General features: G+C 71.0%; 22 protein-coding genes and 1 pseudogene. 11 read left to right on the top strand and 12 right to left on the bottom strand.

Features of this window, described 5'->3' with window-relative positions; all coding sequences use genetic code 11:
• Positions 1-256 precede the first annotated feature (256 nt).
• Positions 257-1,132, top strand: a complete 876-nt coding sequence (locus BZL64_RS16145) for a helix-turn-helix domain-containing protein (protein ID WP_086769887.1) — start codon at positions 257-259, stop codon at positions 1,130-1,132.
• Positions 1,129-1,338 carry a DUF397 domain-containing protein gene (locus BZL64_RS16140; protein WP_086769886.1) on the top strand — a complete coding sequence of 70 codons (210 nt, stop codon included), beginning with the start codon at positions 1,129-1,131 and terminating at the stop codon, positions 1,336-1,338. The genes BZL64_RS16145 and BZL64_RS16140 overlap by 4 nt, the downstream gene beginning before the upstream one ends.
• Here BZL64_RS16140 and BZL64_RS16135 read toward each other — a convergent pair.
• The 5 genes and pseudogenes from BZL64_RS16135 to panB all read right to left on the bottom strand — a co-directional run bounded on the left by BZL64_RS16135 (position 1,328) and on the right by panB (position 5,761).
• Positions 1,328-1,693: a PH domain-containing protein gene (locus BZL64_RS16135; RefSeq protein ID WP_086769885.1), complete on the bottom strand. Its 366-nt coding sequence runs from the start codon at positions 1,691-1,693 to the stop codon at positions 1,328-1,330. The two genes, BZL64_RS16140 and BZL64_RS16135, sit on opposite strands and share 11 nt — an antisense overlap.
• Before the next feature lie 84 nt (positions 1,694-1,777).
• Complete coding sequence (locus BZL64_RS16130) at positions 1,778-2,260, bottom strand: hypothetical protein (protein WP_086769884.1); 483 nt, start codon at positions 2,258-2,260, stop codon at positions 1,778-1,780.
• A 95-nt stretch (positions 2,261-2,355) separates the two neighbouring features.
• Positions 2,356-4,071: a methionine--tRNA ligase gene (gene metG / locus BZL64_RS16125; protein WP_086769883.1), complete on the bottom strand. Its 1,716-nt coding sequence runs from the start codon at positions 4,069-4,071 to the stop codon at positions 2,356-2,358.
• 128 nt (positions 4,072-4,199) lie between these two features.
• A pseudogene (locus tag BZL64_RS16120) lies at positions 4,200-4,844 on the bottom strand (VWA domain-containing protein); the annotation flags it as partial.
• A gap of 50 nt (positions 4,845-4,894) precedes the next feature.
• A complete protein-coding gene (gene panB / locus BZL64_RS16115; RefSeq protein WP_086769882.1) occupies positions 4,895-5,761 on the bottom strand; it encodes a 3-methyl-2-oxobutanoate hydroxymethyltransferase in 867 nt (288 codons plus the stop codon).
• A gap of 166 nt (positions 5,762-5,927) precedes the next feature.
• Here panB and BZL64_RS16110 point away from each other — a divergent pair, with 166 nt between their 5' ends.
• The 4 genes from BZL64_RS16110 (at position 5,928) to BZL64_RS16095 (ending at position 10,749) form a co-directional block, all read left to right on the top strand.
• The gene (locus tag BZL64_RS16110) at positions 5,928-7,529 is read left to right on the top strand and encodes an MFS transporter (RefSeq protein ID WP_086769881.1); all 1,602 of its coding nucleotides are present in this window, start codon (positions 5,928-5,930) and stop codon (positions 7,527-7,529) included.
• Positions 7,526-8,242: a TetR/AcrR family transcriptional regulator gene (locus BZL64_RS16105; protein WP_244205357.1), complete on the top strand. Its 717-nt coding sequence runs from the start codon at positions 7,526-7,528 to the stop codon at positions 8,240-8,242. The genes BZL64_RS16110 and BZL64_RS16105 overlap by 4 nt, the downstream gene beginning before the upstream one ends.
• Before the next feature lie 147 nt (positions 8,243-8,389).
• Entirely contained in the window at positions 8,390-9,448 is a 1,059-nt protein-coding gene (locus tag BZL64_RS16100; RefSeq protein ID WP_086769880.1) for an endonuclease/exonuclease/phosphatase family protein, read from the top strand.
• A gap of 86 nt (positions 9,449-9,534) precedes the next feature.
• Positions 9,535-10,749, top strand: coding sequence for an MFS transporter (locus BZL64_RS16095; protein WP_086769879.1), 1,215 nt, complete (start codon positions 9,535-9,537; stop codon positions 10,747-10,749).
• 102 nt (positions 10,750-10,851) lie between these two features.
• On the opposite strand, the gene BZL64_RS16090 is transcribed toward BZL64_RS16095, so the two are convergent.
• From BZL64_RS16090 to BZL64_RS16075, 4 genes are all read right to left on the bottom strand, one after another.
• Positions 10,852-11,901, bottom strand: a complete 1,050-nt coding sequence (locus BZL64_RS16090) for a DUF6215 domain-containing protein (RefSeq protein WP_086769878.1) — start codon at positions 11,899-11,901, stop codon at positions 10,852-10,854.
• A gap of 193 nt (positions 11,902-12,094) precedes the next feature.
• A complete protein-coding gene (locus BZL64_RS16085; protein ID WP_086769877.1) occupies positions 12,095-14,140 on the bottom strand; it encodes an NAD(+) synthase in 2,046 nt (681 codons plus the stop codon).
• Between the two features lie 237 nt (positions 14,141-14,377).
• Positions 14,378-15,001 carry a DUF305 domain-containing protein gene (locus BZL64_RS16080; protein ID WP_086769876.1) on the bottom strand — a complete coding sequence of 208 codons (624 nt, stop codon included), beginning with the start codon at positions 14,999-15,001 and terminating at the stop codon, positions 14,378-14,380.
• Positions 14,998-15,657 (bottom strand): DUF3105 domain-containing protein, encoded by a 660-nt coding sequence (locus BZL64_RS16075; protein ID WP_086769875.1) that lies wholly within the window; start codon positions 15,655-15,657, stop codon positions 14,998-15,000. Before BZL64_RS16075 ends, BZL64_RS16080 begins: the two co-directional genes overlap by 4 nt.
• Before the next feature lie 246 nt (positions 15,658-15,903).
• On the opposite strand from BZL64_RS16075, the gene BZL64_RS16070 reads away from it, so the two are divergent.
• Positions 15,904-16,338 (top strand): RrF2 family transcriptional regulator, encoded by a 435-nt coding sequence (locus tag BZL64_RS16070; RefSeq protein ID WP_086769874.1) that lies wholly within the window; start codon positions 15,904-15,906, stop codon positions 16,336-16,338.
• A gap of 33 nt (positions 16,339-16,371) precedes the next feature.
• Complete coding sequence (locus tag BZL64_RS16065; RefSeq protein ID WP_086769873.1) at positions 16,372-16,899, top strand: hypothetical protein; 528 nt, start codon at positions 16,372-16,374, stop codon at positions 16,897-16,899.
• Between the two features lie 27 nt (positions 16,900-16,926).
• On the opposite strand, the gene BZL64_RS16060 is transcribed toward BZL64_RS16065, so the two are convergent.
• Positions 16,927-18,111, bottom strand: coding sequence for a globin domain-containing protein (locus tag BZL64_RS16060; RefSeq protein ID WP_086769872.1), 1,185 nt, complete (start codon positions 18,109-18,111; stop codon positions 16,927-16,929).
• A 356-nt stretch (positions 18,112-18,467) separates the two neighbouring features.
• Here BZL64_RS16060 and glnA point away from each other — a divergent pair, with 356 nt between their 5' ends.
• Positions 18,468-19,829 (top strand): type I glutamate--ammonia ligase, encoded by a 1,362-nt coding sequence (gene glnA, locus BZL64_RS16055; protein WP_073492977.1) that lies wholly within the window; start codon positions 18,468-18,470, stop codon positions 19,827-19,829.
• An 85-nt stretch (positions 19,830-19,914) separates the two neighbouring features.
• Here the strand turns inward: glnA and BZL64_RS16050 are convergent, their stop codons facing one another.
• Complete coding sequence (locus tag BZL64_RS16050) at positions 19,915-20,493, bottom strand: Lsr2 family DNA-binding protein (RefSeq protein WP_158101536.1); 579 nt, start codon at positions 20,491-20,493, stop codon at positions 19,915-19,917.
• Between the two features lie 406 nt (positions 20,494-20,899).
• Here BZL64_RS16050 and BZL64_RS16045 point away from each other — a divergent pair, with 406 nt between their 5' ends.
• On the top strand, positions 20,900-22,771 hold the full coding sequence (locus BZL64_RS16045) for a hypothetical protein (RefSeq protein ID WP_086769870.1): 1,872 nt from the start codon (positions 20,900-20,902) through the stop codon (positions 22,769-22,771).
• 70 nt (positions 22,772-22,841) lie between these two features.
• Here BZL64_RS16045 and BZL64_RS16040 read toward each other — a convergent pair whose 3' ends face one another.
• Positions 22,842-23,288 (bottom strand): VOC family protein, encoded by a 447-nt coding sequence (locus tag BZL64_RS16040; protein ID WP_086769869.1) that lies wholly within the window; start codon positions 23,286-23,288, stop codon positions 22,842-22,844.
• 181 nt (positions 23,289-23,469) lie between these two features.
• On the opposite strand from BZL64_RS16040, the gene BZL64_RS16035 reads away from it, so the two are divergent.
• Positions 23,470-26,466: a bifunctional [glutamine synthetase] adenylyltransferase/[glutamine synthetase]-adenylyl-L-tyrosine phosphorylase gene (locus BZL64_RS16035; protein ID WP_086769889.1), complete on the top strand. Its 2,997-nt coding sequence runs from the start codon at positions 23,470-23,472 to the stop codon at positions 26,464-26,466.
• Positions 26,467-26,628: the final 162 nt, after the last annotated feature.

The raw sequence follows: 26,628 nt of genomic DNA, 5'->3' as shown, positions 1-26,628 counted from the left end.
CGCGAGGAGCCGGGCGAGGCGGGCGCCTCGCGGCGTGGGGGACAGCAGGACGCTGAAGTGGTCCACGGGCGCGAGGAGTTGGGTGGACTTTTTCTGGTTCACGTCACTGAGCGTGGCCGCGCGCGCTTACCGTGAACAGTGACAGAGCTGATACGTAGGGTGACTGTCCGGAGCTTGTCGGCCGCTGTCCGGATAGTCGGCGAGGGGTCTGCGGGTAGCGGCGTTGCGGCAGGGAAACACGACGGAGGGCTGCGGTATGTCGGTGGACGGTGAGGCCGTACGGCTCACGACCGAGGCGGACGAGCCGGGGTGGGAGGTCGACCCCGACGACGAGTGGGGTGTCGCGGTTCTCGCCACGGTGGGACGGCAGTTGAGGCTGAGGCGGGAGGCCGTGGCCATGCGCGCCGCCGACTTCGCGGTGGCGGTCGGATACGGGGAGGACCTCGTCTACAAAGTCGAGGGCGGGAAGCGGATTCCTCGACAGGAGTACCTGGACAAGGCCGACGAGGTGTTGGGTGCGGGCGGACTCATCGCGGCGACTTGGGAGGACGTGAAGAAGGTCCGGTATCCGAAGAAGGTTCGGGAACTGGGCAAGCTGGAGGCGCAGGCGGTTGAGGTGGCCCTGTACAGCAACCACAACATCCACGGCCTGTTGCAGACCGAGGAACACATGCGGGCACTCTTTGACGCCTGGCTTCCTGCCTACTCGGATGAGGAGACAGAGCGCATGGTGGCCGCGCGGATGGCCCGTCGTTCGATCTTCGATCGGTCACCAGCGCCGACTCTGAGCTTTGTCCAGGAAGAGGTGACCCTGCGCCGCCCGGTCGGAGGCAGAATGGTTTGGCGGCGGCAACTTGAACGTCTACTGGAACTGGGACAGTTGCGGAACGTGTCGTTCCAAGTGATGCCGACCGGCTGTGAGGATCACTTCGGCACGGGCGGGTTGATCGAAGTGCTCAAGTTTCCGGACGGTACAGCGGTAGGGCGCTCGGAAAGTGCGTTCAGCGGTCGCCCAGTGTCCGAGCTGAAGCAGCTCAGGATCCTTGAACTGCGCTATGGCATGATCCGGGCGCAGGCTCTCACGCCCCGAGAGTCGCGGGCCCTCGTCGAGCAGATGCTTGGAGAGACATGATCGGCACCTCCACTGGCCACGACACTGCTGCGCTGGTCTGGTTCAAGAGCAGCTACAGCAGCAGCGGCGACGGCAACGACTGCATCGAGATCGCCACGCCCCCTGACGTGGTGCACGTGCGAGACTCCAAGAACATAGGGGGCCCTCAGCTTGTGTTTGCCCCCGGCGCCTGGGCCGACTTCGTGGCCTACGCGGTTACTGCGTGACGAACTGGGTCAGGATCGCCTGTACCTCGTAGATGTCCACGCCCTTGGTGAACGTCTTCTGGATCGGCGTCGGTGTGCCTGACACCCAGATTTTCAGTTCGGCGTCGAGATCGAAGGTGCCGGCGGTCTCGACCGCGAAGTGGGTGATGCTGCGGTACGGGATGGAGTGGTACTCCACCTTCTTCCCGGTGATGCCCTGCTTGTCGACCAGCAGCAGCCGCCGGTCGGTGAACAGGATCGTGTCCCGGATCAGCAGATACGCGGCGTGCACGCGCTCGCCCTGTCCGAGCAGCCGGGCGTAGTCCTGCTGGGCCGTGCCCGAGTCGATCGTGTGCGCGTTACCGAACAGCGCCATGAAGGTCCCCCTGTGTCATTGGTTTCGCAGAGGGGGACGCCGTCGAGGTGCGGACAGTTGCGCGGCCAGGGTGTGCGGGCCCCGTCAGGTGTCGTACGAGCCGTCCCACGGTTCGCCGAAACCGAGCTGGTCCGGGTACAGCTCCGCCCAGTCCTCGTCGTCCTCCTCGTCCTTGCGGATCACGAGGCCGAACAGGACGTTCTCGTAGGTGAGCTGGAAGGGGCGGATCGCGATGTCCGTGTAGGAGCGGCGGGGCAGGCTGCGCAGGAGCGTGGCCAGGCGGGCGCGGGCGCGGTGGAGGACCGAGTCGTCGCCGTGGGGGTTGCTCTGCTGCTGTGCCCAGGTGCCGGCGCACCAGATGTCCGAGTTCCGGTACCGGCCCTCGGCATCGAAGGTGTGCAGCACCGTGTAGAGACGTTTGTGCTGTTCCCAGCCGTCGTCGAGACGGAAGCCCTGCGGGAACGCGTATGTGACCGATGCGAGGAACTGACCGTCCGCGTACCGACCGATGGACTCGGTGCGGTGCTTCGGCTCGTAGGCGATCGGAATGACCTCGGGGACTGCCATGGCGGAAACCATACGGCTTGGCGAGAACATGTCCAGGCCGGGGTCCCGTGCGGTGGGAGGGACGGGGCCCCGCCCCTCCCACCGCACGGGGCGTGTCACTCGTCGGCGCCGCCGAAGCGCTCCTTGTACGTGGCGAGGTCGTCGTCCGTGAGCTTGGCGAAGAGGACCGGCGGGATCGTGAACGGGGTGCCGGCCGGGACCGCGTCCAGGGCCTTCGCCTCCGCCTCGCTGACCCAGGTCGCCGTGTCGTCGGCCAGCGCGAACGCCTCCCGCATGACCTTCGCCGTCGCCGGGATGAACGGCTCCGAGACCACCGCGTACAGGTGGATCAGGTTCATCGCCGTGCGCAGCGTCAGAGCCGCGCCGTCCATGTCGGTCTTGATCTCCAGCCAGGGGGCCTTCTCCTCCAGGTAGGAGTTGCCCGCCGACCACAGCGCGCGCAGTGCGGCTGCCGCCTTGCGGAACTGGAGGGCCTCCATCTGCTCCTCGTACTCGGCGAGGAGCCGCGCGATCTCCGTGCCGAGCTTCGCCTCGGCCTCGCCGGACGTGCTGCCCGCCGGGACCTCGTCGCCGAAGCGCTTCTTGGAGAACGACAGGACGCGGTTCACGAAGTTGCCGAGGGTGTCGGCGAGGTCCTTGTTCACCGTGGCCGTGAAGTGCTCCCAGGTGAAGGACGAGTCGTCCGACTCGGGGGCGTTCGCCATCATGAAGTAGCGCCAGTAGTCGGCGGGCAGGATCTCCAGCGCGTCGTGCGTGAACACGCCGCGCCGCTGCGAGGTGGAGAACTTGCCGCCGTAGTAGTTCAGCCAGTTGAAGGCCTTGATGACGTCGACCTTCTTCCACGGCGAGCGGGTGCCCAGCTGGGTCGCCGGGAACATCACGCTGTGGAAGGGGACGTTGTCCTTGCCCATGAACTGCGTGTAGTGGACGTCCGCGTCCGACTCCCACCACCAGGAACGCCAGTCACGGTTCTCCGGGTCCTGGTCCGCCCACTCCTTCGTCGAGCCGATGTACTCGATCGGGGCGTCGAACCAGACGTAGAACACCTTGCCGTCCGCCGCCAGGTCCGGCCATGTGTCGGCCGGGACCGGCACGCCCCAGTCCAGGTCACGGGTGATCGCCCGGTCGTGCAGGCCCTCCGTGAGCCACTTGCGGGCGATGGAGGAGGCGAGCACCGGCCAGTTGTCGGCGCGCTCGTCGACCCACGCCTCGACCTCGCCGGCGAGCGCCGACTGGAGGAGGAAGAGATGCTTGGTCTCGCGGATCTCCAGATCGCTGCTGCCGCTGATCGCCGAGCGCGGCTCGATCAGGTCCGTGGGGTCGAGGACGCGCGTGCAGTTCTCGCACTGGTCGCCGCGGGCCTTGTCGTAGCCGCAGTGCGGACACGTGCCGATGATGTAGCGGTCCGGGAGGAAACGGCCGTCGGTGACCGAGTACACCTGGCGGATCGCCCGCTCCTCGATGAAGCCGTTCGCCTTCAGCTCGCGCGCGATCTCCTGCGTGATCTCGCGGTTCTGCGGGGACGAACTCCGGCCGAAGTGGTCGAAGGCCAGGCTGAAGCCGTCGTAGACCGCCTTCTGCGCGTCGTGCGCCTGCGCGCAGAACTCCGCAACCGGCAGACCCTGCTCCTTCGCGGCCAGCTCGGCCGGCGTGCCGTGCTCGTCCGTCGCGCAGATGTACAGGACGTCGTGGCCGCGCTGGCGGAGGTACCGGGAGTACACGTCCGCCGGGAGCATGGACCCCACCATGTTGCCCAGGTGCTTGATTCCGTTGATGTACGGAAGGGCGCTGGTGATGAGGTGTCGAGCCATCGGGGGCTGCTCCCAGGTTGCTATGTACGGAACCTTGAAATCGTAGCCGACATGGGTACGCCGCCCGCTTCCCGTTTTACGGGATGAGAAGCGGGCGGCGTGGGGGCGGGGGGCTGTGCCCCACCCGGCTACGGGCGCCAGGTGGCCAGTACGCCCTCGTACAGCTCCTGGTCCGTCAGCTCGCGGGGGGTCGGGCCCGCGTGGAAGAACGCCGTATTGCCCGTCTTGAGCTTGCGGAGGTAGTCGAACGCCTTGTTCTCGTGCTCGCCGAAGGCGACGAAGGAGAAGAAGAGGGTGGGGTGGTTCGCCGCCGCGGTTGTGAGGGCCTGGGTGGCGGGGGTCTTCGCGTCCGGGGCGCCATCCGTCTGGAAGACCACCAGGGCGGGGGACTGCGCCGACGCGGCGTGCTTCTCGTGGTGCGCCACGACCGCCTCTACGGCGACGTGGTAGCTGGTACGGCCCATGCGGCCCAGCCCCGCGTGCAGGTCGTCGATCTTGTTCTCGGGGTCGGTGAAGGTGAGGTCCGCCGTGCCGTCCAGCTCCGTCGAGAAGAAGACGACGTGGACGGTGGGGGGCTGGGTCTGGGTCTTGGTGAGGTGGGCGGCGAGGGCCAGGGTCTGGTCGGCCAGAGCCTGGACGGAGCCGTCCTTGTAGTAGGCCCGCATCGACGCGGAGCGGTCCAGGACGAGGTACACGTCCGTGGGTGCGGCGTCGGTGAGGTTCAGCTTGGTGAGGGTGGCTGCGGCTGCCTTGTGGGCGGTGAGGAGGTGGGGCGGCGCCGACTGGGGGATGGTCGGCGGGCTGCCGTCGTACCGAGATGGCTCTAGTGGACGGAGTGCTCGTCCTGCGGGAACGTTCCGCCGACGACATCCTCCGCGAACGCCCTCGCCGCGTCTCCCATGACCGCACGGAGATCCGCGTACTGCTTCACGAACTTGGGGACCCGCCCGCCGGTCAGCCCGAGCATGTCGGTCCACACCAGCACCTGCGCGTCCGTCTCGGCACCGGCGCCGATCCCGACCGTCGGGATGTGCAGCACGCGCGTCACCTCGGCCGCCAGCTCCGCCGGCACCAGCTCCAGCACGACCGCGAACGCCCCCGCGTCCTGGACGGCCTTCGCGTCCCGCAGCAGCTGCGCGGCGGCCTCCTCGCCACGCCCCTGCACGCGGTACCCCATGGCGTTGACGGACTGCGGGGTGAGCCCGATGTGGGCCATGACGGGGATGCCGGACTCGACGAGCAGCTCGATCTGCCGGTGCGACCGCTCGCCGCCCTCCAGCTTCACGGCTCCGACCCCGGCCTCCTTGACCAGCCGGGTCGCGCTGCGCAGGGCCTGCACGGGACCTTCCTGGTAGGACCCGAAGGGCAGGTCGCCGACGATGAGGGCCCGCTGGGTGCCGCGTACGACGGCGGCCGAGAGCATGGTCATCTCGTCGAGGGTGACGGGCACGGTGGTCTCGTACCCGAGGTGGCAGTTGCCCGCCGAGTCGCCGACGAGCATCACGGGGATCCCGGCTTCGTCGAAGACGGACGCGGTCATCGCGTCGTAGGCGGTGAGCATGGGCCACTTCTCGCCCCGCTCCTTGGCGGCGGCGATGTCGCGGACGGTGATGCGGCGTGTGCCCTTTCCTCCGTACAGCGCCTTGCTGCCGTCGGAGGACTTCGTCTGGGCAGCCGAAAGCTGCGTCATTGCAACGGCTCCTTCGTCATCTCGAGGCGCCCTCACGGCGTCCCCGGACCACATCCATGGTGGCACCTCGTGCCAGGGAGGGCCAGAGCACCCCCTGTGGGTAAAACCTCAGTAAGAGGATTCGATACGAGACGGTGCCGTATCGAAATGGGTCTACGCTCGAAGCATGACCACACCCGCCGTTCCCGCGACCCCCCGCATACCGGAAGCCGTGCACCGGCGTCGCTGGGCGATCCTCGGCGTGCTGATGCTGAGCCTGCTGATCGTGGTGCTCGACAACTCGATCCTGAATGTCGCCGTCAAGACCATCTCCACCCCGGCCCCCGTCGGCCTCGGCGCCAGCCAGAGCGAGCTGGAGTGGGCCATCAACTCCTACACGCTCGTCTTCGCGGGCCTGCTGTTCTCCGCGGGGCTGCTGGGCGACCGCCTGGGCCGCAAGAAGGTGCTGCTCGGCGGCCTCGCGGTCTTCGGCATCGGCTCCGCGCTCGCCGCCGAGTCCGGCTCACCCGCCCAGCTCATCGCCTTCCGCGCACTGATGGCCGTCGGCGCCGCGTTCGTGATGCCGGCGACCCTCGCCGTCCTGATGAACGTCTTCGAGCGCGAGGAACAGCCCAAGGCGATCGGCATCTGGGCCGGCGGCGTCGGCCTCGCCATCGCCATCGGGCCCATCACCGGCGGCCTCCTCCTCGACCACTTCTGGTGGGGCTCGGTCTTCCTCGTCAACGTGCCGATCGTGATCACCGCCATCGTGCTGATGGTGTGGCTGGTGCCGGACTCGCGCGACCCAGCCCCCGGCCGGATCGACCCCGTCGGTGTCGTCCTGTCCGTCGTCGGCCTGGTCCTGCTCGTCTACGGCATCATCAAGGGCGGCGAGCTGGCCGACTTCACCGATCCGACGGTGCTGGCACGGATCCTCGGCGGACTCGTGGTCCTCGCCGCCTTCGTGGTGTTCGAGAAGCGCAGCGACCATCCGTCCATCGACGTCGGCTACTTCCGCGACAAGGTGTTCTCGGCCGCGATCGGCGTCATCGCGCTGGTCTTCTTCGCCCTGATGGGCGTGACCTTCTTCGCCGTCTTCTACACCCAGAGCGTGCGGGGCTACTCGCCGCTGCAGACCGGTCTGCTGATGCTGCCGCTGGCCGTCGCCCAGCTGGTCTTCGCGCCGCGCGCCCGGCTGGTCGTGAACCGCTTCGGCAACAAGGCCACGACCACCGGCGGCATGCTCCTCATCGCGGCGACGCTGGTCGCGTTCGCCACGCTGGACGAGGACACGCCGATCTGGCTGCTGGAGGTCGTCTTCTTCTTCATGGGCGCCGGAATGGCCCACATCATGACCCCGACCAGCGTCGTCATCATGCAGTCGCTGCCCCGCGAGAAGGCCGGCTCGGCGTCCGCGCTCAGCAACACCTTCCGCCAGGTCGGCGGCGCGCTCGGCATCGCCGTACTCGGCTCCGTGCTGTCGGCGGCGTACCGCACCGGCATCGAGGACAAGCTCGGCGCGGTACCGGCCGGGCTGCGCCACACGGCGGGGGAGTCGATCGAGGGGACCCTGGCCGTCGCGGCGAAGCTCGGCCCGCGCGGCGAGTCCCTCGTCGGCCCGGCCAACGACGCGTTCCTGCACGCCATGCACGTCACCGCGCTGTGCGGGGCCGGTGTCGCCCTCGTCGGCGCGGTCGTCGTGGCCCTGTTCCTGCCGGGCCGGCCGAAGGAGCCCGACGAGGCGGCCGAGGACGCCGAGTTGGTGCACGGAGAGGCGGGACGGCCGTGACGTCCGCCGACAGCGGGACGGCCGCGGAGTCGCCCGCGCAGCCCGTCCGGGGGCGGCCCCGCAGCGAGGCCGTGGAACAGGCCATCGTGGAGGGGACGATGAAGCTGCTGGAGGAGGGCGTGCCGCTCGGGGAACTGTCCATCGAGCGGATCGCCCGCACCGCCGGAGTCGGCAAGGCGGCCATCTACCGCCGCTGGAAGGGCAAGGAGGCACTCTTCGTCGACGTCCTGCGCACCGTCGAGCCGGACGGCCCCGAACTCCCCGGCACCTCCATGCGCGACGACCTCGTGGCGCTGCTGGAGTGGCAGCGCCGGCGCGGACTGGCCAGCCGGTCATCGGCGATCCTGCGCACCGCGCACGCGCAGATGAAGAGCAGCCCCAGGATCTGGGAGGCGTACCACAGCACGGTCATCGCACCCCGGCGGAAGCTGGGCATGGAAGTCCTGCGCCGCGGGCAGCGCGACGGTGAACTCCGCACCGACCTCGATGTCGAGCTGGTCAACGACCTGTTCATGGGCCCGATGCTGGTCCGTGCCGTCCTGCGGCCCGACGCCGACCTCACCGAGGGACTCGCGCAACGGATCGTGGACACCCTGCTCGACGGTCTGCGGCCCCCCGGCGCACCGTCCGTCGGCGGGGCCGCCGCCCCACGGTCCGTCAGTTCCCCGGCGGACCCGGCCGAATGTGCGCGTTCCGTCACAGAACACCCCTGACGGTCCGTGACCGGAACCCCCGGCGGCACTCCGCTCGTCCTCGTGCCCGTTGGGCCGTCATGGGACGGCGGGATCCGAGCCGATCATCCCCTAGGGTCGTACGCACGGGGGAGAGACGGTATGCACGGCAGGCAGTGAGGCGACGGTATGGCGCAGCAGGCGTATGTGGCGGAGACGGACAATGGCGGCCCGGGTCCCGAGCCGCGAGGAGCCCGGCTCCGGAGCCTGCTTGTACGACTGGTCGGACGCCTGTCGGCGGGCTGGCGCGGTGATCCGCGGATCTGGCGCCGCGGCCTCGTCGTCGCCGCGTTGGCGCTGCTGCTCGCGCTGGTGATGCTGGTGCACTCGCGCATCCCCAACCGGTTCGGCAACCTGGGCAGCCTCACGGAGACGTTCCTGCCGTGGCTCGGCGTCTTCATCCCGGTGTTCCTGGTGCTGGCGTTCGTGCGCAGGTCGGCGACCGCGCTGATCGCCCTGCTGCTGCCGGCCGTGGTCTGGCTGAACCTCTTCGGCGGGCTGCTCGGCGACAAGACCGGCAGCGGCGGCGACCTCACCGTCGCCACGCACAACGTCAACGCCGACAACGCCGACCCCTCCGGCACCGCCCGCGACGTGGCCGCCTCCGGGGCGGACGTGCTGGCGCTGGAGGAACTGACCGAGACGGCCGTCCCGGTGTACGAGAAGGCGCTGGCGGCGACGTACCGCTACCACTCGGTGCAGGGCACGGTCGGGCTGTGGAGCAAGTACCCGCTGACCGATGTGGCGGCCGTCGACATCAAGCTGGGCTGGGTCCGCGCGATGCGCGCCACGGTGGCCACCCCGCAGGGGGCGGTCGGCTTCTACGTCGCCCACCTGCCTTCGGTCCGGGTGAAGCTCCAGGCCGGGTTCACGGCCCATCAGCGCGACAAGAGCGCGGACGCGCTGGGTGAGGCGATCGCCGCCGACCCGCTGAGCCGCAAGGTCCTGCTCGGCGACCTCAACGGCACGATGAACGACCGCTCGCTCAACGCCGTCACCTCCCAGATGCGCTCCGCGCAGGGCGCCGCGGGCAGCGGGTTCGGCTTCAGCTGGCCGGCGTCGTTCCCGATGGCGCGGATCGACCAGATCATGGTGACGGGTGTGGAGCCGGTCACCTCGTGGACGCTGCCGCAGACGGGCAGCGACCACTTGCCCGTCGCGGCTCGTGTGAAGGTCACCACGTCGTAACCTCCCGGAATACCGGGCCGGGGAGACTTTGTTCCGTACTTGAACATAAGATGACGGAACTCTCTCCGAAAGGCACAGGCCCCTCCATGCCTCTGGCCCTGCTCGCCCTCGCCGTAGGTGCCTTCGGCATCGGCACGACCGAGTTCGTGATGATGGGCCTGCTGCCCGAAGTCGCCGACGACCTCGACATCTCCGTCCCCACCGCCGGACACCTGGTCTCCGCGTACGCGCTCGGCGTCGTCATCGGCGCCCCGCTGCTCGCCGCAGCCACCGCGCGCATGTCCCGCCGTACGGTCCTGATCTCCCTCATGGTGCTGTTCGTGGCCGGCAACGCGCTGTCCGCGTTCGCGCCCGGCAACGAGTCCCTGCTCGCCGCCCGCTTCCTCAGCGGCCTTCCGCACGGTGCCTTCTTCGGCGTGGGAGCGGTGGTCGCCACGAGCATGGTCGCTCCCGAACGCAAGGCGCGCGCGGTGTCGCTGATGTTCCTCGGCCTGACGGTGGCCAACATCGCGGGCGTCCCGGTCGCCACCCTCATGGGCCAGCGCCTCGGCTGGCGCGCGACCTTCCTGGGCGTGAGCGCGATCGGCCTGGTGGCGATAGCGTCGCTGGCCCTGCTGATCCCGCGCGACCGGGCCGCCGCCCCCACGACCGGCCTGCGCGGCGAACTGGCCGCCCTGCGTTCGCTGCCGGTGTGGCTGGCGCTGGGTACGACGGTCGCCGGATTCGGCGCGCTGTTCTCCGCCTACAGCTACATCACGCCGATGCTGACGGACGGCGCCGGCTACGGCGACTCCAGCGTGACCCTGCTGCTGGCCCTGTTCGGCGTCGGCGCCACGATCGGCAACCTGCTGGGCGGGCGGCTCGCCGACCACGCGATGCGGCCGACCCTGTTCGGCGGCCTGACGTCCCTCGTGGCCGTCCTGGCCCTGTTCCCGCCGCTCATGACGACGGCGTGGGGCGGTGCGCTGGCCGTGTTCCTGCTGGGCGTCGCGGCGTTCGTGACGGGCTCACCGCTCACCATGATGGTGATGGAGAAGGCGGCGGCGGGCCCGTCGCTGGCCTCCTCCGCCAACCAGGCCGCGTTCAACCTGGCCAACGCGGGCGGCGCCTGGACCGGTGGCCTGGTTCTCACGGCGGGCTTCGGCGTGACGTCTCCCGCGTCGGCGGGCGCGGTGCTGGCGGTCCTGGGCCTCGGGGTGGCCGCCGTGGCGTACGCCGTGGACCGGCGGCGGGAGTCCGCCGGCGCGGGCCACGTGGTCGCCACCCACACGCCCGAGCGGGCGGGTGTACTGCAGCACTGAGCGTCTTCGCGGTGGCCACCGGCCCTCGTTCGACCCCTCAGCAGCCGCCTCGTCCATGGCCGCGTCCTCACGCGGCTGGGCCGAGGCCGGCGGCGAGACGTCTCAGCGGACACTCCGCAGGGGGATCGTCGGAAGGATCTTCTCGGCGATGCCGAGGAGGACGCCGTCGTCCGGGAGGGCCCCGGACTCGCTCCACACGGTGATGTCGTAGGAGCCGCCCCGGTCCTTGCTGTCGAGCGCCACGGACAGCGTCCTGGCCAGGGGGCCTTGTTGCACCGGCCCGCTCGACCCCTCGTCCCCGAGACTGATCTCGATCTTCATGGTGGGGTCCGAGGAGAGGAGCGCGGGCCGGCCGAGGACCGTGAGCGTCCTGAGGTCCTTCTCCCCCTCGGTCCCCGCGATCTTCAGCAGGTTCACGTACTGGGCCGTCGACAGCTCGTTGTAGGTGGCCGACAGATTCACGGTGTACGTGTCGAACCTGACCTCGGCCTCCGGCTGGGCGACCTTCCCGTCGGTCAGGGCGGCGGTGTTGCTGGTGCCGGAGGCCGAGGTCGCGATCTCCGTGGGGGTCCCGAGGAGCCGCGCCAGGTCGGGCCGGTTGAGCGCCTCGCACAGCTCGGCACCGGTCACGGGCCGGGGCGTCTTCCCGTAGACCGCGGGCAGCTCCTCGTCCTCCGTGTCCGAACACGAGGCCGCCCGCGCGGTCGAGGTGTCGTCGTCGGACGGCAGCACGTCGGGGCCCAGCCACAGGGCGGCCGCGATCGCCGCGAACACGGCCACGGCCGCGACGGCCTGGCCCCACGGGTTGGGCTCCTTCTCGGCGGTGACCGGACCGGGAGGCAGGCCGGCTCCGGCCGGTGCCGGTCCCGGTGCGGCCAGCTGGGCCTGTGCCCAGGCGCGGGCGACAGCGTCGGTCGGGGCTCCGTCCGCGGGGGCCGCCGGGACGGGGTTCCGGCGCGCGCGCAGCGCCCGGACCACCACGCGGACGCGTATCGCGGTGAACACGAGGAACACCGCGCCGATAACGGCCGCGACCCGGTCCTGATCGTGGACGGCGAGGTAGGTGATGCGTGCGCCGAGGACAGCCCCGAGGACGATGAGCAGCGGTTCGCGGACCCAGAAGGGCAGAACGCGCAGGAGTAGACCGAGCATCCGGTGATCTCACCAGGCCGAGCCCGCGTCCGCCGTGGTGGAGGCCACAATTCCGCAACCCCCGCCCCTGCTCTGCCGAAGCCGAGGTCCCGGCAGGGCCCTACGGGATCGGCGCCGGCGCCCGGGGATCGTCACCTCGGGCCGGCGCCCCGGCACGGCGACGGACTCCCCCGGTCCCGCGGCGACCCGGCGGTCAGCGTTCCGCCACCGCCGGGTCGATGCGGGCGAGGTCCCGCAGCCAGGCCTCCGCCGTGCTGTCGGACGGTGCGCGCCAGTCGCCGCGCGGGGAGAGTGAGCCGCCGGCCGAGACCTTCGGCCCGTTCGGCATGGCCGAGCGCTTGAACTGCGCGAACGCGAAGAAGCGGCGGCAGAACACCTCCAGCCACTGCCGGATCTCCGGGAGGTCGTAGGCGACCCGCTTGGCCTCAGGGAAGTTCGGCGGCCAGGCGCCGGCCTCCGCGTCGTGCCAGGCGTGCCACGCCAGGAAGGCGATCTTCGACGGCCGGAAGCCGTACCGCAGGACATGGAACAGCGTGAAGTCGTGCAGCGCGTACGGGCCGATCCGGGACTCGGTGGACTGCATCTCCTCGCCCGGTACGAGTTCGGGGCTGATCTCGGTGTCGAGGATCGCGGCGAGGATGTCGCCGGTCTCCTCGTCGAACTGGCCGCTGCTGATGATCCAGCGGATCAGGTGCTGGATCAGCGTCTTCGGGACACCGGAGTTGACGTTGTAGTGGCTCATCTGGTCGCCCACGCCGTACGTGGACCAGCCGAGCGCCAGCTCCGACAGATCGCCGGTGCCCAGCACGATGCCGCCGCGCTGGTTGGCGAGCCGGAACAGGTAGTCGGTGCGCAGGCCCGCCTGCACGTTCTCGAAGGTGACGTCGTACACGGGCTCGCCGGAGGCGAACGGGTGGCCCATCTCCTGCAGCATCAGCCGCGCCGTCGGCGTGATGTCCAGCTCGGCCGCGGTGACGCCGAGGGCGCGCATCAGCCGGTGCGCGTTGTCCTTGGTGTGGTCGCTGGTGGCGAAGCCGGGCAGCGTCCAGGCCAGGATGTCGCTGCGCGGACGGCCCGCCCGGTCCATCGCGCGCGCCGCGACGATCAGCGCGTGCGTGGAGTCGAGACCGCCCGACACCCCGATGACGACCTTCGGGCCGCCGATCGAGGCCAGCCGCTGCTGCAGTCCGGCGACCTGGATGTTGTACGCCTCGTAGCAGTCCAGGGCGAGCCGCTCGGCGTCGGCGGGCACGAACGGGAACCGCTCGACGCGGCGGCGCAGCCCCAGGTCGGCGACCGGCGGGGCGAGTGCGAACGACACCGTCCGGAAGTCCCCGGTCCGCGCCGAGTGCGTACGGCGGTTGTCGTCGAACGTGCCCATCCGCGCCCGCTCCTGCCGCAGCAGGTCGAGGTCCACGTCGGCGACCGCGTACTGCTCGTCGAGCGGGAAACGGTCGGACTCCGCCAGCAGCACCCCGTTCTCGTAGATCAGGGTCTGCCCGTCCCAGGACAGGTCGGTGGTCGACTCACCGAGGCCGGCCGCCGCGTAGACGTACGCGGCGAGGCAGCGGGAGGACGCGGAACGGCACAGCAGCTTGCGGTCCTCGGCCCTGCCGACCGTGATCGGGCTGCCCGAGAGGTTGACCAGGACGGTCGCGCCCGCCAGGGAGGCCTCGGCGCTCGGCGGCACCGGGACCCACATGTCCTCGCAGACCTCCGCGTGCAGCACCAGCCCGGGGACGTCCACCGCCTCGAACAGCAGGTCCACGCCGAACGGGACGGCCTCCCCGCCGACCCGGATCGTCCCGCCGCGCTCGTCGTCGCCCCCGGCGATCTGCCGACGCTCGTAGAACTCACGGTAGTTGGGCGGGTAGGACTTGGGCACGACACCGAGGACCCGGCCGCGGTGCACGAGCACCGCGCAGTTGTAGACCCGGTTGCGGTGGCGCAGCGGGGCACCCACGACCAGCACCGGGAGCAGCTCCGACGAGCCCGCCACCACCTCCCGGAGCGCCTCCTCGACCTGGTCGAGCAGCGCGTCCTGGAGCAGCAGGTCCTCGATCGAGTAGCCGCACAGCACCATCTCCGGGAACACGGCGACGGCGACGCCCTCCTCGGCGCACCGGCGGGCGTGGCGCAGGACCGCTCCGGCGTTGGCGTGCGGGTCCGCGATGACGGTGTGGCCCGTGCAGGCGGCGACCCGTGCGAAGCCGTGCTGATAGATCGACCAGAAGTTCACACGCGCAGTGTAATCGTCAGTGCGACGCGATGGGTGGGCGGTGGTCGGAGGCGGGGCCAGGCGGGCCCCCACCGCCCGCCCCCCTGGGGCCCGCGTCCGAGGCGGACGCGGCCGGCGCATCCCGCCGAGCCCGAGCAATTGGCAGCTCCCGGCCGGCGACACGCCGTGGAAGTGGCGGATCGCCGGCCGCTGTCTGCCCATCAGCGTCCACCGAGCGGACCGGCCCCCCCGGGCCGCCTACGGAGTCGGTGTGGCGCCCCGCGACTTGAGCAGGTCCGCCATCAGCTGCATCTCCGACTTCTGCGCCTCGACCATGCCCTGCGCGAGCCGCTTCTCCACGCCCACCGTGCACTTCTCGGCACAGCCCTGAGCCATGTGGACGCCACCCTGGTGATGGGTCGTCATCAGCTGGAGGTAGAAGATCTCGGCCTGCTTGCCGTTCAGCGTGCCGAGCTTCTTCATCTCGGTGTTGGTGGCCATGCCCGGCATCAGCGCGCCGTCCTCGCCGGACGCCATGCCGGCCATGTCCATCCAGGCCATCGGCTCGTCCGAGGACACCTTGGGCAGGCCCCACAGGTCGAGCCAGCCGATCATCATGCCGCGCTGGTTGGCCTGCGTCTGCGCGATGTCGTAGGCGAGACGGCGTACTTCCTCGTCCTTCGTGCGGTCGCGCACGATGTACGACATCTCGACGGCCTGCTGGTGGTGCACCGCCATGTCCCGGGCGAAGCCGGCGTCCGCGGAGTCCACGGAGGGCACCTTCCCGGAACCGGAACCGCTGTCCCCGGCGACGGAGTAGCTGATCGCCCCGGCCGCGACCAGGACACCGGCCACGGCCACGGCGACTCCCGCGTACCTCACTTCGACAGACCGCCCGTGCACGCGGCGCCCGGCTCCGGCGTCTGCTCGCCCTGCACGTACTTCTGGAAGAACGTGTCGACGTTCGGGTCGCTCGCCCCGGTCACCGTCCGCTGGGCCCCCCAAGCGGTCAGCATGATCGGGTCGGCCTGTTTGTCGTCCGGGCTCATCAGCGTGTACGGCGTCTTCTTCACCTTCGCCGCCAGCGCGTCCACCTCGGCCTTCGGAGCCTTGCTGTTGTACGTCACCCAGACCGCGCCGTGCTCCAGCGAGTGCACCGCGTTCACGTTCTTGAGGGCCTCGGTGTAGACGTCGCCGTTGCAGTTCATCCACACCTGGTTGTGGTCACCGCCGACCGGCGGCTCCACCGGGTAGGTCACCGTCTTGGCGACGTGGGTGCGGCCCAGGGTGCCCTTCCACGTCTTCACGCCGTCCGCGCCGGTGACGAAGCTGCCCGAGGTCTTGGCGTCGGCGGCGGGGTCGTCGTCCGACTGTGACTGCACCAGGAACACGGTGCCGGCCACGAGGGCGGCCACCACGAGCGTGCTGGCCGTGATCGTCAGGATCCGGTTGCGCCGCTCGCGCGACTGCTCCGCACGGCGCATTTCCTCTATGCGCGCCTTGCGCGCCGCGCTGGTGTTCTTCTTGGCGGAACCCATGGGGCCTGTCCTTCTGGGGAAAGGGGGCGGAACGGTCGGGTCGTGCGGGGCCTGCGGAGCGGTGCGGTGCTTGCGCGGTGTCCGGTGCTGTTCGAGTCGTTCGGTTCTGCTGATCGTAATGGGGAATCCGGGTGAACCCGTAGGCAGGTCACAGCCAAGGCCGGGAGCGCGGGGCGTGCGGCCGTCGGGCCATAAATCGGAAGCTCAGATGCGCATTATCCGCGCGTCTCCTCTACGCTCACTCCCATGCGGCTCTTGCGATCCACCGACCTGGCGCTGCGCGTGCTGATGCGGCTCACGGTGTCCGGCGGGACCACGCCGACGACCCGTGACGTGGCGGCGGCCATGGAGGTCCCTTACACCCATGCTGCCAAGGTCGTCGCCGAACTTCAGCACATGGGTCTGCTGGAGGCCCGGCGCGGCCGGGGCGGCGGCCTCGCCCTGACGGAGAAGGGCCGTACGGCGTCGGTGGGCGCCGTGGTCCGCGCCTTCGAGGGCGACGGCGACGTCGTCGACTGCGAGGGCGCCACCCCGTGCCCCCTGAACTCCGGCTGCCGCCTGCGCGGCGCCCTGCGACAGGCCCAGGAGGCCTTCTTCGCCTCGCTCGACCCGATCACGGTCGCCGACATCGTCACGAACCCGACGGGCCCGCTGCTGCTGGGCATCTCGGCGCGGGTCTGACGGGGTCGTCGGCGGGACCGTACGGTGCCCCGCATGACATCGCTGATCGCATCCGTCCGCGCGCACGACGAGGCGGCCCTCTTCCTCGCCGGGCCGGGCGACTTCGAGCTGGACCGCGCCGACCACGGCGAGGAGGTCCACCTCGCCTCGGGCGCGCGGCTGGAGGGGTTTGCGGGAGACGCGGCCGGAGGCACGTACTTCTTCTGCGACGACGGCGGCGAGGAGCGCCCGGTCCTGTACGCCGATTCCGAGGGCCGCGCGGCCCTGGTCGCCGTCGGCCTGCCCGAGCTGCTGCGGCTCCTCCTCGCTGTCCCGTGGTGGCGCGACTGCACCGCCTTCACCGCCGAGCAGAGCGGCTGGCTCGCGGCCGAGTATCTGGCGGACCTGCCCGACCTGGCGGCCGACCGGGGCAGGGCCGCCGCGGCCCTCGGGCTCGACCTGCCCTCCGAGGCGGAGGCTCTGGCCCGCCTCCGGGAGGTCGCCTTCGGCGCCGGCCAGGACTTCGTCCTCGTCTTCACGCCGGAGGGCGAGCCCTACGAGCCGCTGTTCACGGGCGCGTGAGGCTCCCCTGCCGCATACGGGCCGTCGTCAGGCCGCCGCCAGCCACAGGTCGGGGCCGAACACCTCGTAGTGCACGTCCGCCGGGGCGACGCCCTTCTCGATCAGCTGGGCGCGGACCGCGCGCATGAACGGCAGGGGGCCGCAGAGGTACGCGCGCGTGCCGGGGCGGACGGGGACGTCCGCGAGGTCGGCGAGGCCCGTGCGGGTGCCCTCGGGGGCGTCCTGCTCGTACCAGAGGTGGACCGCCGCCTCGGGGAGCTTCGCCGTGTACGCCTCGTGCTCGCCGCGCAGGGCGTGGTCGGCGGGGGAGCGGTCGGCGTGGACGACGGTGACCGGGGCGCGGTGCCCGGTCGCCGCCAGGTGGGCCAGCATCGCCGTGATCGGGGTCACGCCGATTCCGGCCGAGGCGAGCAGCAGCGGGGTGTCCGGGGTGTCGTCCAGGACGAGATCGCCGTACGGCTCGGAGAGTTCCAGCACGGTGCCTTCCGTCACGCGCGCGTGGAGGTGGTTCGAGACCTCGCCCTCCGGCGTCGTCCCGCCCGGGACCCGCTTGACGCTGATCTGGCGGAGCGTGTCGCCCGGCGTGCCGGAGAGGCTGTACTGGCGTATCTGGCGGGCGCCGTCGGGGAGTTCGGCGCGGACGGAGACGTACTGGCCGGCGCGGAAGCCGCGGACCGGGCCGCCGTCCGCCGGGCGCAGCCGGAAGGTGACGACGTCGGCGGTCTCCGCTACGCGCTCGACGACCTCCCAGGCACGCCAGACGGGGCCGCCGCCCTCCTCGTGGAGCCGCTTCTCGATGGCGATCAGGGCGTTCGCCATCAGCCAGTAGACCTCGTCCCAGGCGGCTGCCACCTGCGGGGTGACCGCCTCGCCGAGGACCGCGGCGATGGCCGCGAAGAGGTGCTCGTGGACGAGGGCGTACTGCTCGGGCGCGATGCCGAGCGAGGCGTGCTTGTGGGCGATGCGGGCGAGCATCGCGTCGGGCCGGCCGCCGGGCCGTTCGACCAGGTGCGTCGCGAAGGCGGCGATCGATCCGGCCAGGGCCTGGCGCTGGGTGCCGGCGGCCTGGTTGCCGCGGTTGAACAGGTCCCGCAGCAGCTCCGGGCGGGCCTCGAAGAGCCCCGCGTAGAAGCGCTCGGTGATCTCTCCGATGGCGGCGCCGACCACGGGCAGCGTGGCTCGGACGGTCGCTGCGGACTGCTCGGACAGCATGAGGCCTCCTCGGGCTCGCCTGCGCCTCTGTGCGGCGCTCGACTGGACGGCACCGTAGTAAAACTTGCATCTGAGATGCAAATTAAAAAGATGGCCGATGGCGGTGTGCCGGACGGCCGATCGTGAGGCGGATCGGAGGTGGAGGGGGCCGGGCATTACGGATGTCAGTCCGAGCAGGCAAGATGGGCGGGGAGCGGTACACCTGTCGTACGCGAGGCATTCACCCTGAGGTCGGCCGGACGATCAAGGTGCGCAACGCGCATGAAATGGTGTTGTGGTGGGATGCTCAGGTGCCCGACCGCCTCCCGTGATGCGGGAGACAGGCGGCCTGACCAGCAAGGATGGGGAAGCGGAAGATGGACAAGCAGCAGGAGTTCGTGCTCCGGACGTTGGAGGAGCGCGACATCCGGTTCGTACGCCTGTGGTTCACGGACGTGCTGGGCTTCCTCAAGTCCGTCGCCGTGGCCCCGGCGGAACTCGAACAGGCGTTTGACGAGGGGATCGGCTTCGACGGCTCCGCCATCGAGGGCTTCGCCCGCGTCTACGAATCCGACATGATCGCCAAGCCGGACCCCTCCACCTTCCAGGTCCTCCCCTGGCGTGCGGAGGCCCCCGGCACCGCCCGGATGTTCTGCGACATCCTCATGCCGGACGGCTCACCGTCCTTCGCCGACCCCAGGTACGTGCTCAAGCGCGCCCTCGCCCGCGCCTCCGACCTGGGCTTCACCTTCTACACCCACCCCGAGATCGAGTTCTTCTTGCTGAAGGACCGCCCCCTCGACGGCTCGCGCCCCACCCCCGCCGACAACTCCGGCTACTTCGACCACACCCCGCAGAACATCGGCATGGACTTCCGCCGCCAGGCGATCACCATGCTGGAGTCGATGGGCATCTCGGTCGAGTTCTCCCACCACGAGGGCGCCCCCGGCCAGCAGGAGATCGACCTGCGGTACGCCGACGCGCTCTCCACCGCGGACAACATCATGACGTTCCGCCTGGTCATGAAGCAGGTCGCGCTGGAGCAGGGCGTCCAGGCGACCTTCATGCCGAAGCCGTTCTCCGAGCACCCCGGCTCGGGCATGCACACGCACCTCTCCCTCTTCGAGGGCGACCGCAACGCGTTCTACGAGTCGGGCTCCGAGTACCAGCTCTCCAAGGTCGGCCGCTCCTTCATCGCGGGCCTGCTCAAGCACGCGGCGGAGATCTCGGCCGTCACCAACCAGTGGGTCAACTCCTACAAGCGCATCTGGGGCGGCTCCGAGCGCACCGCGGGCGCCGGCGGCGAGGCCCCCTCGTACATCTGCTGGGGCCACAACAACCGCTCGGCCCTGGTCCGCGTCCCGATGTACAAGCCCGGCAAGACCGGCTCGGCCCGCATCGAGGTCCGCTCCCTCGACTCCGGCGCCAACCCCTACCTGGCGTACGCCATGCTGCTCGCCGCCGGCCTCAAGGGCGTCGAGGAGGGCTACGAACTCCCGCCGGGCGCCGAGGACGACGTGTGGGCCCTCTCCGACGCCGAGCGCCGCGCGATGGGCATCGAGCCGCTCCCGCAGAACCTGGGCGAGGCCCTGACCCTGATGGAGCGCAGCGACCTCGTCGCCGAGACCCTCGGCGAGCACGTCTTCGACTTCTTCCTGCGCAACAAGAAGAGCGAGTGGGAGGAGTACCGCAGCGAGGTCACCGCCTTCGAGCTGCGGAAGAACCTGCCGGTGCTGTAGCCCACCCGCTTCGGCACATCGCTTCATGCGGCGAGGGGCCGGTGGCTGATCATCAGCCGCCGGCCCCTCGCCGTTCCGCGCGCGGTCAGGCCGCGGTGGTGCTCCGGGCCGCGTGCCACGCGGCCACGACGTGCTCGGGAAGCGGGCCGCGCGCCGGGACCTCGAGTCCGGTCGAGCGGGCCCAAGCCCGGACCGTCCTCGGGTCGTGGCCGGGCTCCTCGGACATCCGGCCCAGCCGTTCCCGACGGGCGCGGGCGTCGGCCAGCCGTTGCGCCAGTTCCCGAACCTCCGTGTCCAGTTGTTCCGCCGACCGCGGGCGGCTGGCCGGGAACCAGCGGGTCAGCAGCGAGCCGCCGACCGTCAGCAGCATCACCAGCGCACTCGCCGCCACCGGCGCCTCGTCGGCGATCGGCGGCGCCTCCGCCGGGGTCCGGGTGACGAACAGGGCCGCCACCGCGCTGGAGCCGGTGAATCCGATGTAGCCGAGCCAGCCGCTGCACATCCGTGAGAAGGCGTCGTCCGCGCGGGCGCGCACCGCCCTGGCGGCGGCCAGCCCGGCCACGATGCAGGCCGCGTAGGCGAGGACGTACCAGAACGGCTCGGCCGGGGCGAGGGCGTTCAGGGCGGCCCGGGTGCTGGTGCCCGCGCCCAGGAAGAAGATCACACCGTGCCAGCTCGGCCTGGTTCCGTACCAGGTGTTCGGCCGACCGTGGCTGTCCAGCCACCAGGGAAGCGATACCGCCCAGCCGTCCGCGCGCGTATCCTTCCGAACAGAAGAGAAGGCCATTGTCTGCGTCCTTTGCACGCGTCAGTGGTAGAAGATCGTGCCCGATTTCGCCGTCCGGCTCGATTTCTTCTCTTTCACGCGACCCCCCGGTAGTGGCCGGGGGGTCGTTTGTCGATGCTCCCAAGACTGGCGCACCGCGTGGCCGGGAAGCAAGTCTCCAAGGCCTTCGGTGATTTCTTTTTTCGCAGGTCAGAGGGGTTATTTTCATGATTCACTCGTCAAGCCGGAAGTGGATCACATCAAGGGGCTGTCGCCTCTCATGAAGCGCTGCTAGGTTCGCGCGATGGCACCTCCCCCGCACACGCATGTGCTGCTCGACATCGGGATTCACCGGGACCTGATCCGTTATGCCGTCGCGTCCCATATCGCGCGCCTCGAAGAGCGCGGGGAATTCCAGGTGTCGAACAAGGAACTCGCCGTGCGGGTCGGGATGAAGGAGAGCCAGTTCTCCCACGCGCTCGGCGACGCCCCCGACCGGTTCGGCGACGCCCACCTCGCACGGCTCGACCTGATCATGACGGCGCTCGGCGTGGAGCACGCGGGCGGGCTGGGCGCCCTCGCCGTGCGGCTGCGGGGCTCCCAGGACCAGGCGGGCCCGGTCGAACCCCACACCCCGGCCAGCCGGCACGACGAACTCCTCGCCCGCGTGAGCGACGACGAGGACATCGCGCTCGCCCAGGTCGAGGCCCTCGTCTCACAGCTACGCGTCCTGTCCGACCTGCGCAGACCCCTGCACCGGCAGCTGCGCGACCGCCGGGACGCCGTACGGAAACTCGTCGCCCGGCTGATCCTCATCGGCGCCGCGCCCCCCACCCGCCGCAACGTCGAGGCGCTGATCTGGCTGGGCACCCTGTCCGGATACGCCTTCGACCTGATGGCGGGCCAGCTGGAGAAGGCCGTGCGGACAGCGCCCCTGGGCTTCCGGGTCTGGCGGGCGGTCACCAAGAGCGTCCTGCTGAACACCGCGAAGTCCGCCCACGCCGACAAGGCGGCGCTCAACGCCCTGCGCGCCTGTGTGGGCAGGCTGCTGGGAGACGCCGAGAAGCTGCGCATGACGAGCCTGTATCCGGGCCGCTCGCTGGACCTCGAACTCGCCATCGCCGTCCCCGCCGACTGGTCCGCGCCGGCCGGCCCGCAGGACGAGAACGGTGACTGGGTCGGCCGGATGCTGCTCACCAGGGCCCAGAACCGCGACGCCACGCTGCGCGAGCGCGGAACCGCCGCGCACGGTCTGTGGCAGCGGGCCGTCGCGGGCCGCGGATGGGACCGCGCGGTCGTCGGACGTCATCTGGAAGCGCTGATAGGCGACTTCGAGGACGCCCGCGACCGGCCGGACATCGCCGCCGGCCTGCGCTGGACCGCCGCCACGCTCCGGGCGGTGATGGAGCGGGACGAGGGGGTGTGCAACGACTGGCCGCACACCGACGAGCCGTGGTTCCACGCCGTGATGGACGCCGCCGCGCGTCTCGGGGCCGACCCGAGCATCCCGGACCACGTACGGCCGGGGACGCGCAAGCTGTTCGAGCACGCCCTGCTCCAGAACGCCGGGGTCTCGCGACGCCAGGCGATCGACACCATCGTCGCGGCCGGCTGGGCCGAGCAGGTCGCCACCGCGCTGATCGAGATTCTCGCGCGGGAGGAGGCCGAGTCCTGGCTGCGCATCCGGGCCCTGTTCGCGCTCGGCTTCCTCCAGTGCCGTTCCGAACAGGTCGAGGACGCCCTGGTGGAGGCGTGCCTCGTCGCCCACGACAAACTGACCGGGCAGAAGCACCCCGGCGACCATCCGGCCACCGTCACCGAACTGCACGCCGCGCTGTTCAGCGTGGGCGACTGCTTCGGCGCCCGCGGCGCGGAGGCGCAGGCCCGCACGGTCCGCAAACGGCTCAAGGACGTCCTGGAGCAACTGGCGGGCAACGGCAGCACCAACACCCCGCAGGCCTGGCCGGTCGCCCGCGCCACCGCCTATCTGCTGACGGTCACCGCGCAGGACCGCGAGGACGACCGCCCCGACCTGGCCGAGGAACTGCTCACCGTCCTGACCCGGCACCGCGACGAGGTGACCAGGAAACTGAGCGTCTGGGCCCTCGACTTCCGCTTCGACGACGACGAGAAGCACACGGTGCGGCCTCTGATCGCGGCGGCCGGGGCGTCCTGAACGGTGCGGGACGGGCGTACGCGGAGCGGCGCGGGCGTTCGCGGAGGCCGGGGAGCCACTTCTGCTCCGGCTACTCCTGGTCCCGCCGCGCGGCGAGGTCCGCGAGAAGCCGGTGCAGGGGTTCCGTCGCGCGGCGGCGGTACTCCTGGATCGCCCAGCCGTTTCCGTCGGGATCCTTGAAGTACATGAAGGTCGCGCCGTCCTGCGGGGCGAACTGCTGCGGCTCGCTCACCTCCAGGCCGCGGGCGGTCAGCTCCTCGTAGGCCGCCTTCGCGTCCGTCACGCAGAGCTGCAGGCCGTGGTACGACCCGGGAGCGGGCGTACCCGTCGGCACCTGGAGGCCCTCCGACAGGGCGATCGAACAGCCCGAGCCGGGCGGCGTGAGCTGCACGATCCGTACGCCTTCCATCACCTCGCCGTCGAGGTCCACATGGAAGCCCAGCTTGTCCCGGTAGAACTCCTTGGCGCGGTCCACGTCGGACACCGGCAGCAGGATGACTTCGAGGGTCATGTCCATCGCGTGACTCCTTCGTCGCGACCATGGTGAAGGCCGTACGGCCGCTTCGGGCAGCCCCGAGGCACACGGCCGCCTCCCACACAACCCGAAACCCGGCCGGGGCGCCACCGTGGCGGCGCGGGTTACGCTCAAGCTCGTACGACCTTGATCGGAGCCGAGGAGGCCGGGGATGACGGGGCCGATGACGGGGCCGGGGCGCAGAAGCAGCACCTTCACGCGACTGCTGCGGCACGGGTTCACCGATGCCTCCGCCGCCGAACGTCTCCTGGACGGCGCCGAGCTGTCGCCCGTGCGCAACGACCCGGTGCTGCTCGAAGCCCTCGGCCGCACCGCGGACCCCGACCTGGCCCTGCACGGACTCGTCCGGCTGCTGGAGGCCCAGCCCGGCGCGAGCGCCCGGCGGGAGCTGCTCGACACGGTGATAGCCGCCAAGCCGCTGCGCGACCGGCTGCTCGGCGTCCTCGGCGCCTCCGCCGCCCTCGCCGACCACCTCGCCCGGCACCCCCGCGACTGGGAGGCCCTGGTCACCTACGAGCCGCGCGACCTGCACCCCGGCGTGGAGGAGTTCGAGCGCGGGCTCGCCGAGGCCGACGATCCGGTGTCGCTGCGCGTCGCCTACCGGCGCTGCCTGCTGTCCATCGCCGCCCGCGACGTGTGCGGGACCACCGACCTCGCCGAGACTGCCGCCGAACTCGCCGACCTCGCCACCGCCACCCTGCGGTCCGCCCTCGCGCTCGCCCGCGCCGCCGCCTCCGACGACGCGGCCCTGTGCCGGCTCGCGGTGATCGCCATGGGCAAGTGCGGCGGACACGAGCTGAACTACGTCTCCGACGTCGACGTCATCTTCGTGGGCGAGGCCGCCGACGGCGCCGACGAGGGCAAGGCGCTGCGCGCCGCCACCAAGCTGGCCGCGCACATGATGCGGATCTGCTCGGAGACCACCGTCGAGGGGTCGATCTGGCCCGTCGACGCCAACCTGCGGCCCGAGGGGCGCAACGGCCCGCTGGTGCGGACCCTCAGCAGCCATCTCGCCTACTACCAGCGCTGGGCCAAGACCTGGGAGTTCCAGGCACTCCTCAAGGCCCGGCCGGTCGCCGGGGATCTCGAACTGGGCGCGGAGTACGTCACCGCCGTGGCACCGCTGGTGTGGCAGGCCGCCGAGCGGGAGAACTTCGTCCCCGACGTGCAGAAGATGCGGCGGCGGGTCGTCGAGAACATCCCCGTCGCCGAGGTCGAACGCGAACTCAAGCTCGGCCCCGGCGGACTCCGGGACGTCGAGTTCGCCGTACAGCTGCTCCAGCTGGTCCACGGGCGGGCCGACGCGTCGCTGCGCAGCGGCACCACGCTCGACGCCTTGCAGGCGCTCGCCGCCGGCGGATACGTCGGGCGGACCGACGCCGTACAGCTCGACGCCGCGTACCGTTTCCTGCGGTCCATGGAGCACCGGATCCAGCTCTACCGGCTGCGCCGCACCCACCTCGTCCCCGTCGTCGAGGGCGATCAGCGGCGGCTCGGACGGTCCCTCGGCCTGCGGACCGACCCGGTGGCCGAGCTGAACCGCGAGTGGAAGCGGCACGCCGCCGTCGTACGGCGGCTGCACGAGAAGCTGTTCTACCGGCCGCTGCTGGACGCGGTGGCCCAACTCCCCTCCGGCGAAGCGCGGCTGAGCACCCAGGCCGCCCGCGAGCGGCTCGTCGCCCTCGGTTACGCCGATCCGGCCGCGGCCCTGCGGCACCTGGAGGCGCTGGCGTCAGGCGTGACCCGCAAGGCGGCGATCCAGCGCACGCTGCTGCCCGTGCTCCTCGGCTGGTTCGCCGACTCCGCCGATCCGGACGCCGGACTGCTCAACTTCCGCAAGGTGTCGGACGCGCTGGGCAAGACGCCCTGGTACCTGCGGCTGCTGCGCGACGAGGGGGCCGCCGCGGAGAACCTCGCGCGCGTCCTGTCCGCCGGGCGACTCGCGCCCGACCTGCTGATGCGGGCGCCCGAGGCCGTCGCGCTCCTCGGCGACGGTGACGCGGGCGGGCTGGCCCCGCGCGGGCGGGCCCACCTGGAGCAGGAGATACTCTCCGCCGTCGGCCGCGCCGACAGCGCCGTCCAGGGCGTCACCGCGGCCCGCGGGGTGCGGCGACGGGAGCTGTTCCGTACCGCCGCCGCGGACATCGTCGCCTCCTACGGCACCGAGGCGCAGCCCGTCGAGGCCGACCAGGGCGCGCTCGTCGACCTCGTCGGCGGGGCCGTCTCCGACATCACCGCCGCCACCCTCTCCGGCACCCTGCGGGCCGTCGTACGGGACGGGTGGGGCGACACCCTGCCCACCCGGTTCGCGATCATCGGCATGGGCCGGTTCGGCGGGCACGAGCTGGGCTACGGCTCCGACGCCGACGTGCTGTTCGTGCACGAGCCGCGGGAGGGGGTCGACGAGCACGAGGCCGGGCGGGCCGCCAACGCCGTCGTCTCCGAGATGCGGCGGCTGCTGCAGGTGCCCAGCGCCGACCCGCCGCTGCTCGTCGACGCCGACCTGCGGCCGGAGGGGAAGTCCGGGCCGCTCGTGCGGACGCTCAAGTCGTACGAGGCGTACTACCGGCGGTGGTCGCTGGGGTGGGAGTCGCAGGCGCTGCTGCGGGCGGAGCCGGTCGCCGGGGACGAGGACCTGGGGCGGCGGTTCGTCTCGCTGATCGATCCGCTGCGCTATCCGCGGGCCGGGCTCGGGGACGACGCGGTGCGCGAGATCCGGCGGCTGAAGGCGCGCATGGAGGCCGAGCGGATGCCCCGCGGGGCCGATCCCAAGCTGCACACCAAGCTGGGGCCGGGCGGGCTGTCGGACGTCGAGTGGACCGTGCAGCTGCTGCAACTGCGGAACGGGGCCGAAGAGGCGGGTCTGCGGACCACGCGTACGCGCGGGGCGCTGGCCGCCGCCCGTGCGTGCGGGCTGCTGTCGGAGGAGGACGCGGCGACGCTGGACGAGGCCTGGGTGCTGGCCACCCGCGTGCGCAACGCGGTGATGCTGGTGCGGGGGCGGGCCGGGGACACGTTCCCGTCCGATCCTCGCGAGCTGGCCGCCGTGGGGCGGTATCTGGGATACGGGCCCGGTCATGTGGGGGACATGCTCGACGACTATCGGCGGACCGGGCGGCGGGCCCGAGGGGTTGTGGACTCGCTGTTCTACGGAGCGTGACCGCTTGTGCGGGGGCGGGAGCGTTGTGGGGCGCGGGCCGTGGCGGTGCGTCGAGCCCGTCGCCGTTGGGCGTACTGCCGTCCCTTTTGTGTTCTACGGGGCAGAGACGGGCTACGCGACGGGCTTTCGACGCACCGCCACGGCCCGCCTCCGTGGGTTTCG

This window comes from Streptomyces bobili (genome assembly GCF_002154575.1).
GTDB lineage: Bacteria > Actinomycetota > Actinomycetes > Streptomycetales > Streptomycetaceae > Streptomyces > Streptomyces bobili.
This window is presented reverse-complemented; position numbering and strand designations above follow the sequence as displayed.

What these genes read in the sequence shown, in the direction of transcription:
- BZL64_RS16145 (WP_086769887.1), top strand. Translation starts at nt 257, where the DNA reads ATGTCGGTGGACGGTGAGGCCGTACGGCTCACGACCGAGGCGGACGAG.
- BZL64_RS16140 (WP_086769886.1), top strand. Translation starts at nt 1,129, where the DNA reads ATGATCGGCACCTCCACTGGCCACGACACTGCTGCGCTGGTCTGGTTC.
- BZL64_RS16135 (WP_086769885.1), bottom strand. Translation starts at nt 1,693, where the DNA reads ATGGCGCTGTTCGGTAACGCGCACACGATCGACTCGGGCACGGCCCAG.
- BZL64_RS16130 (WP_086769884.1), bottom strand. Translation starts at nt 2,260, where the DNA reads ATGGCAGTCCCCGAGGTCATTCCGATCGCCTACGAGCCGAAGCACCGC.
- metG (WP_086769883.1), bottom strand. Translation starts at nt 4,071, where the DNA reads ATGGCTCGACACCTCATCACCAGCGCCCTTCCGTACATCAACGGAATC.
- panB (WP_086769882.1), bottom strand. Translation starts at nt 5,761, where the DNA reads ATGACGCAGCTTTCGGCTGCCCAGACGAAGTCCTCCGACGGCAGCAAG.
- BZL64_RS16110 (WP_086769881.1), top strand. Translation starts at nt 5,928, where the DNA reads ATGACCACACCCGCCGTTCCCGCGACCCCCCGCATACCGGAAGCCGTG.
- BZL64_RS16100 (WP_086769880.1), top strand. Translation starts at nt 8,390, where the DNA reads ATGGCGCAGCAGGCGTATGTGGCGGAGACGGACAATGGCGGCCCGGGT.
- BZL64_RS16095 (WP_086769879.1), top strand. Translation starts at nt 9,535, where the DNA reads ATGCCTCTGGCCCTGCTCGCCCTCGCCGTAGGTGCCTTCGGCATCGGC.
- BZL64_RS16090 (WP_086769878.1), bottom strand. Translation starts at nt 11,901, where the DNA reads ATGCTCGGTCTACTCCTGCGCGTTCTGCCCTTCTGGGTCCGCGAACCG.
- BZL64_RS16075 (WP_086769875.1), bottom strand. Translation starts at nt 15,657, where the DNA reads ATGGGTTCCGCCAAGAAGAACACCAGCGCGGCGCGCAAGGCGCGCATA.
- BZL64_RS16070 (WP_086769874.1), top strand. Translation starts at nt 15,904, where the DNA reads ATGCGGCTCTTGCGATCCACCGACCTGGCGCTGCGCGTGCTGATGCGG.
- BZL64_RS16065 (WP_086769873.1), top strand. Translation starts at nt 16,372, where the DNA reads ATGACATCGCTGATCGCATCCGTCCGCGCGCACGACGAGGCGGCCCTC.
- BZL64_RS16060 (WP_086769872.1), bottom strand. Translation starts at nt 18,111, where the DNA reads ATGCTGTCCGAGCAGTCCGCAGCGACCGTCCGAGCCACGCTGCCCGTG.
- glnA (WP_073492977.1), top strand. Translation starts at nt 18,468, where the DNA reads ATGGACAAGCAGCAGGAGTTCGTGCTCCGGACGTTGGAGGAGCGCGAC.
- BZL64_RS16045 (WP_086769870.1), top strand. Translation starts at nt 20,900, where the DNA reads ATGGCACCTCCCCCGCACACGCATGTGCTGCTCGACATCGGGATTCAC.
- BZL64_RS16040 (WP_086769869.1), bottom strand. Translation starts at nt 23,288, where the DNA reads ATGGACATGACCCTCGAAGTCATCCTGCTGCCGGTGTCCGACGTGGAC.
- BZL64_RS16035 (WP_086769889.1), top strand. Translation starts at nt 23,470, where the DNA reads ATGACGGGGCCGGGGCGCAGAAGCAGCACCTTCACGCGACTGCTGCGG.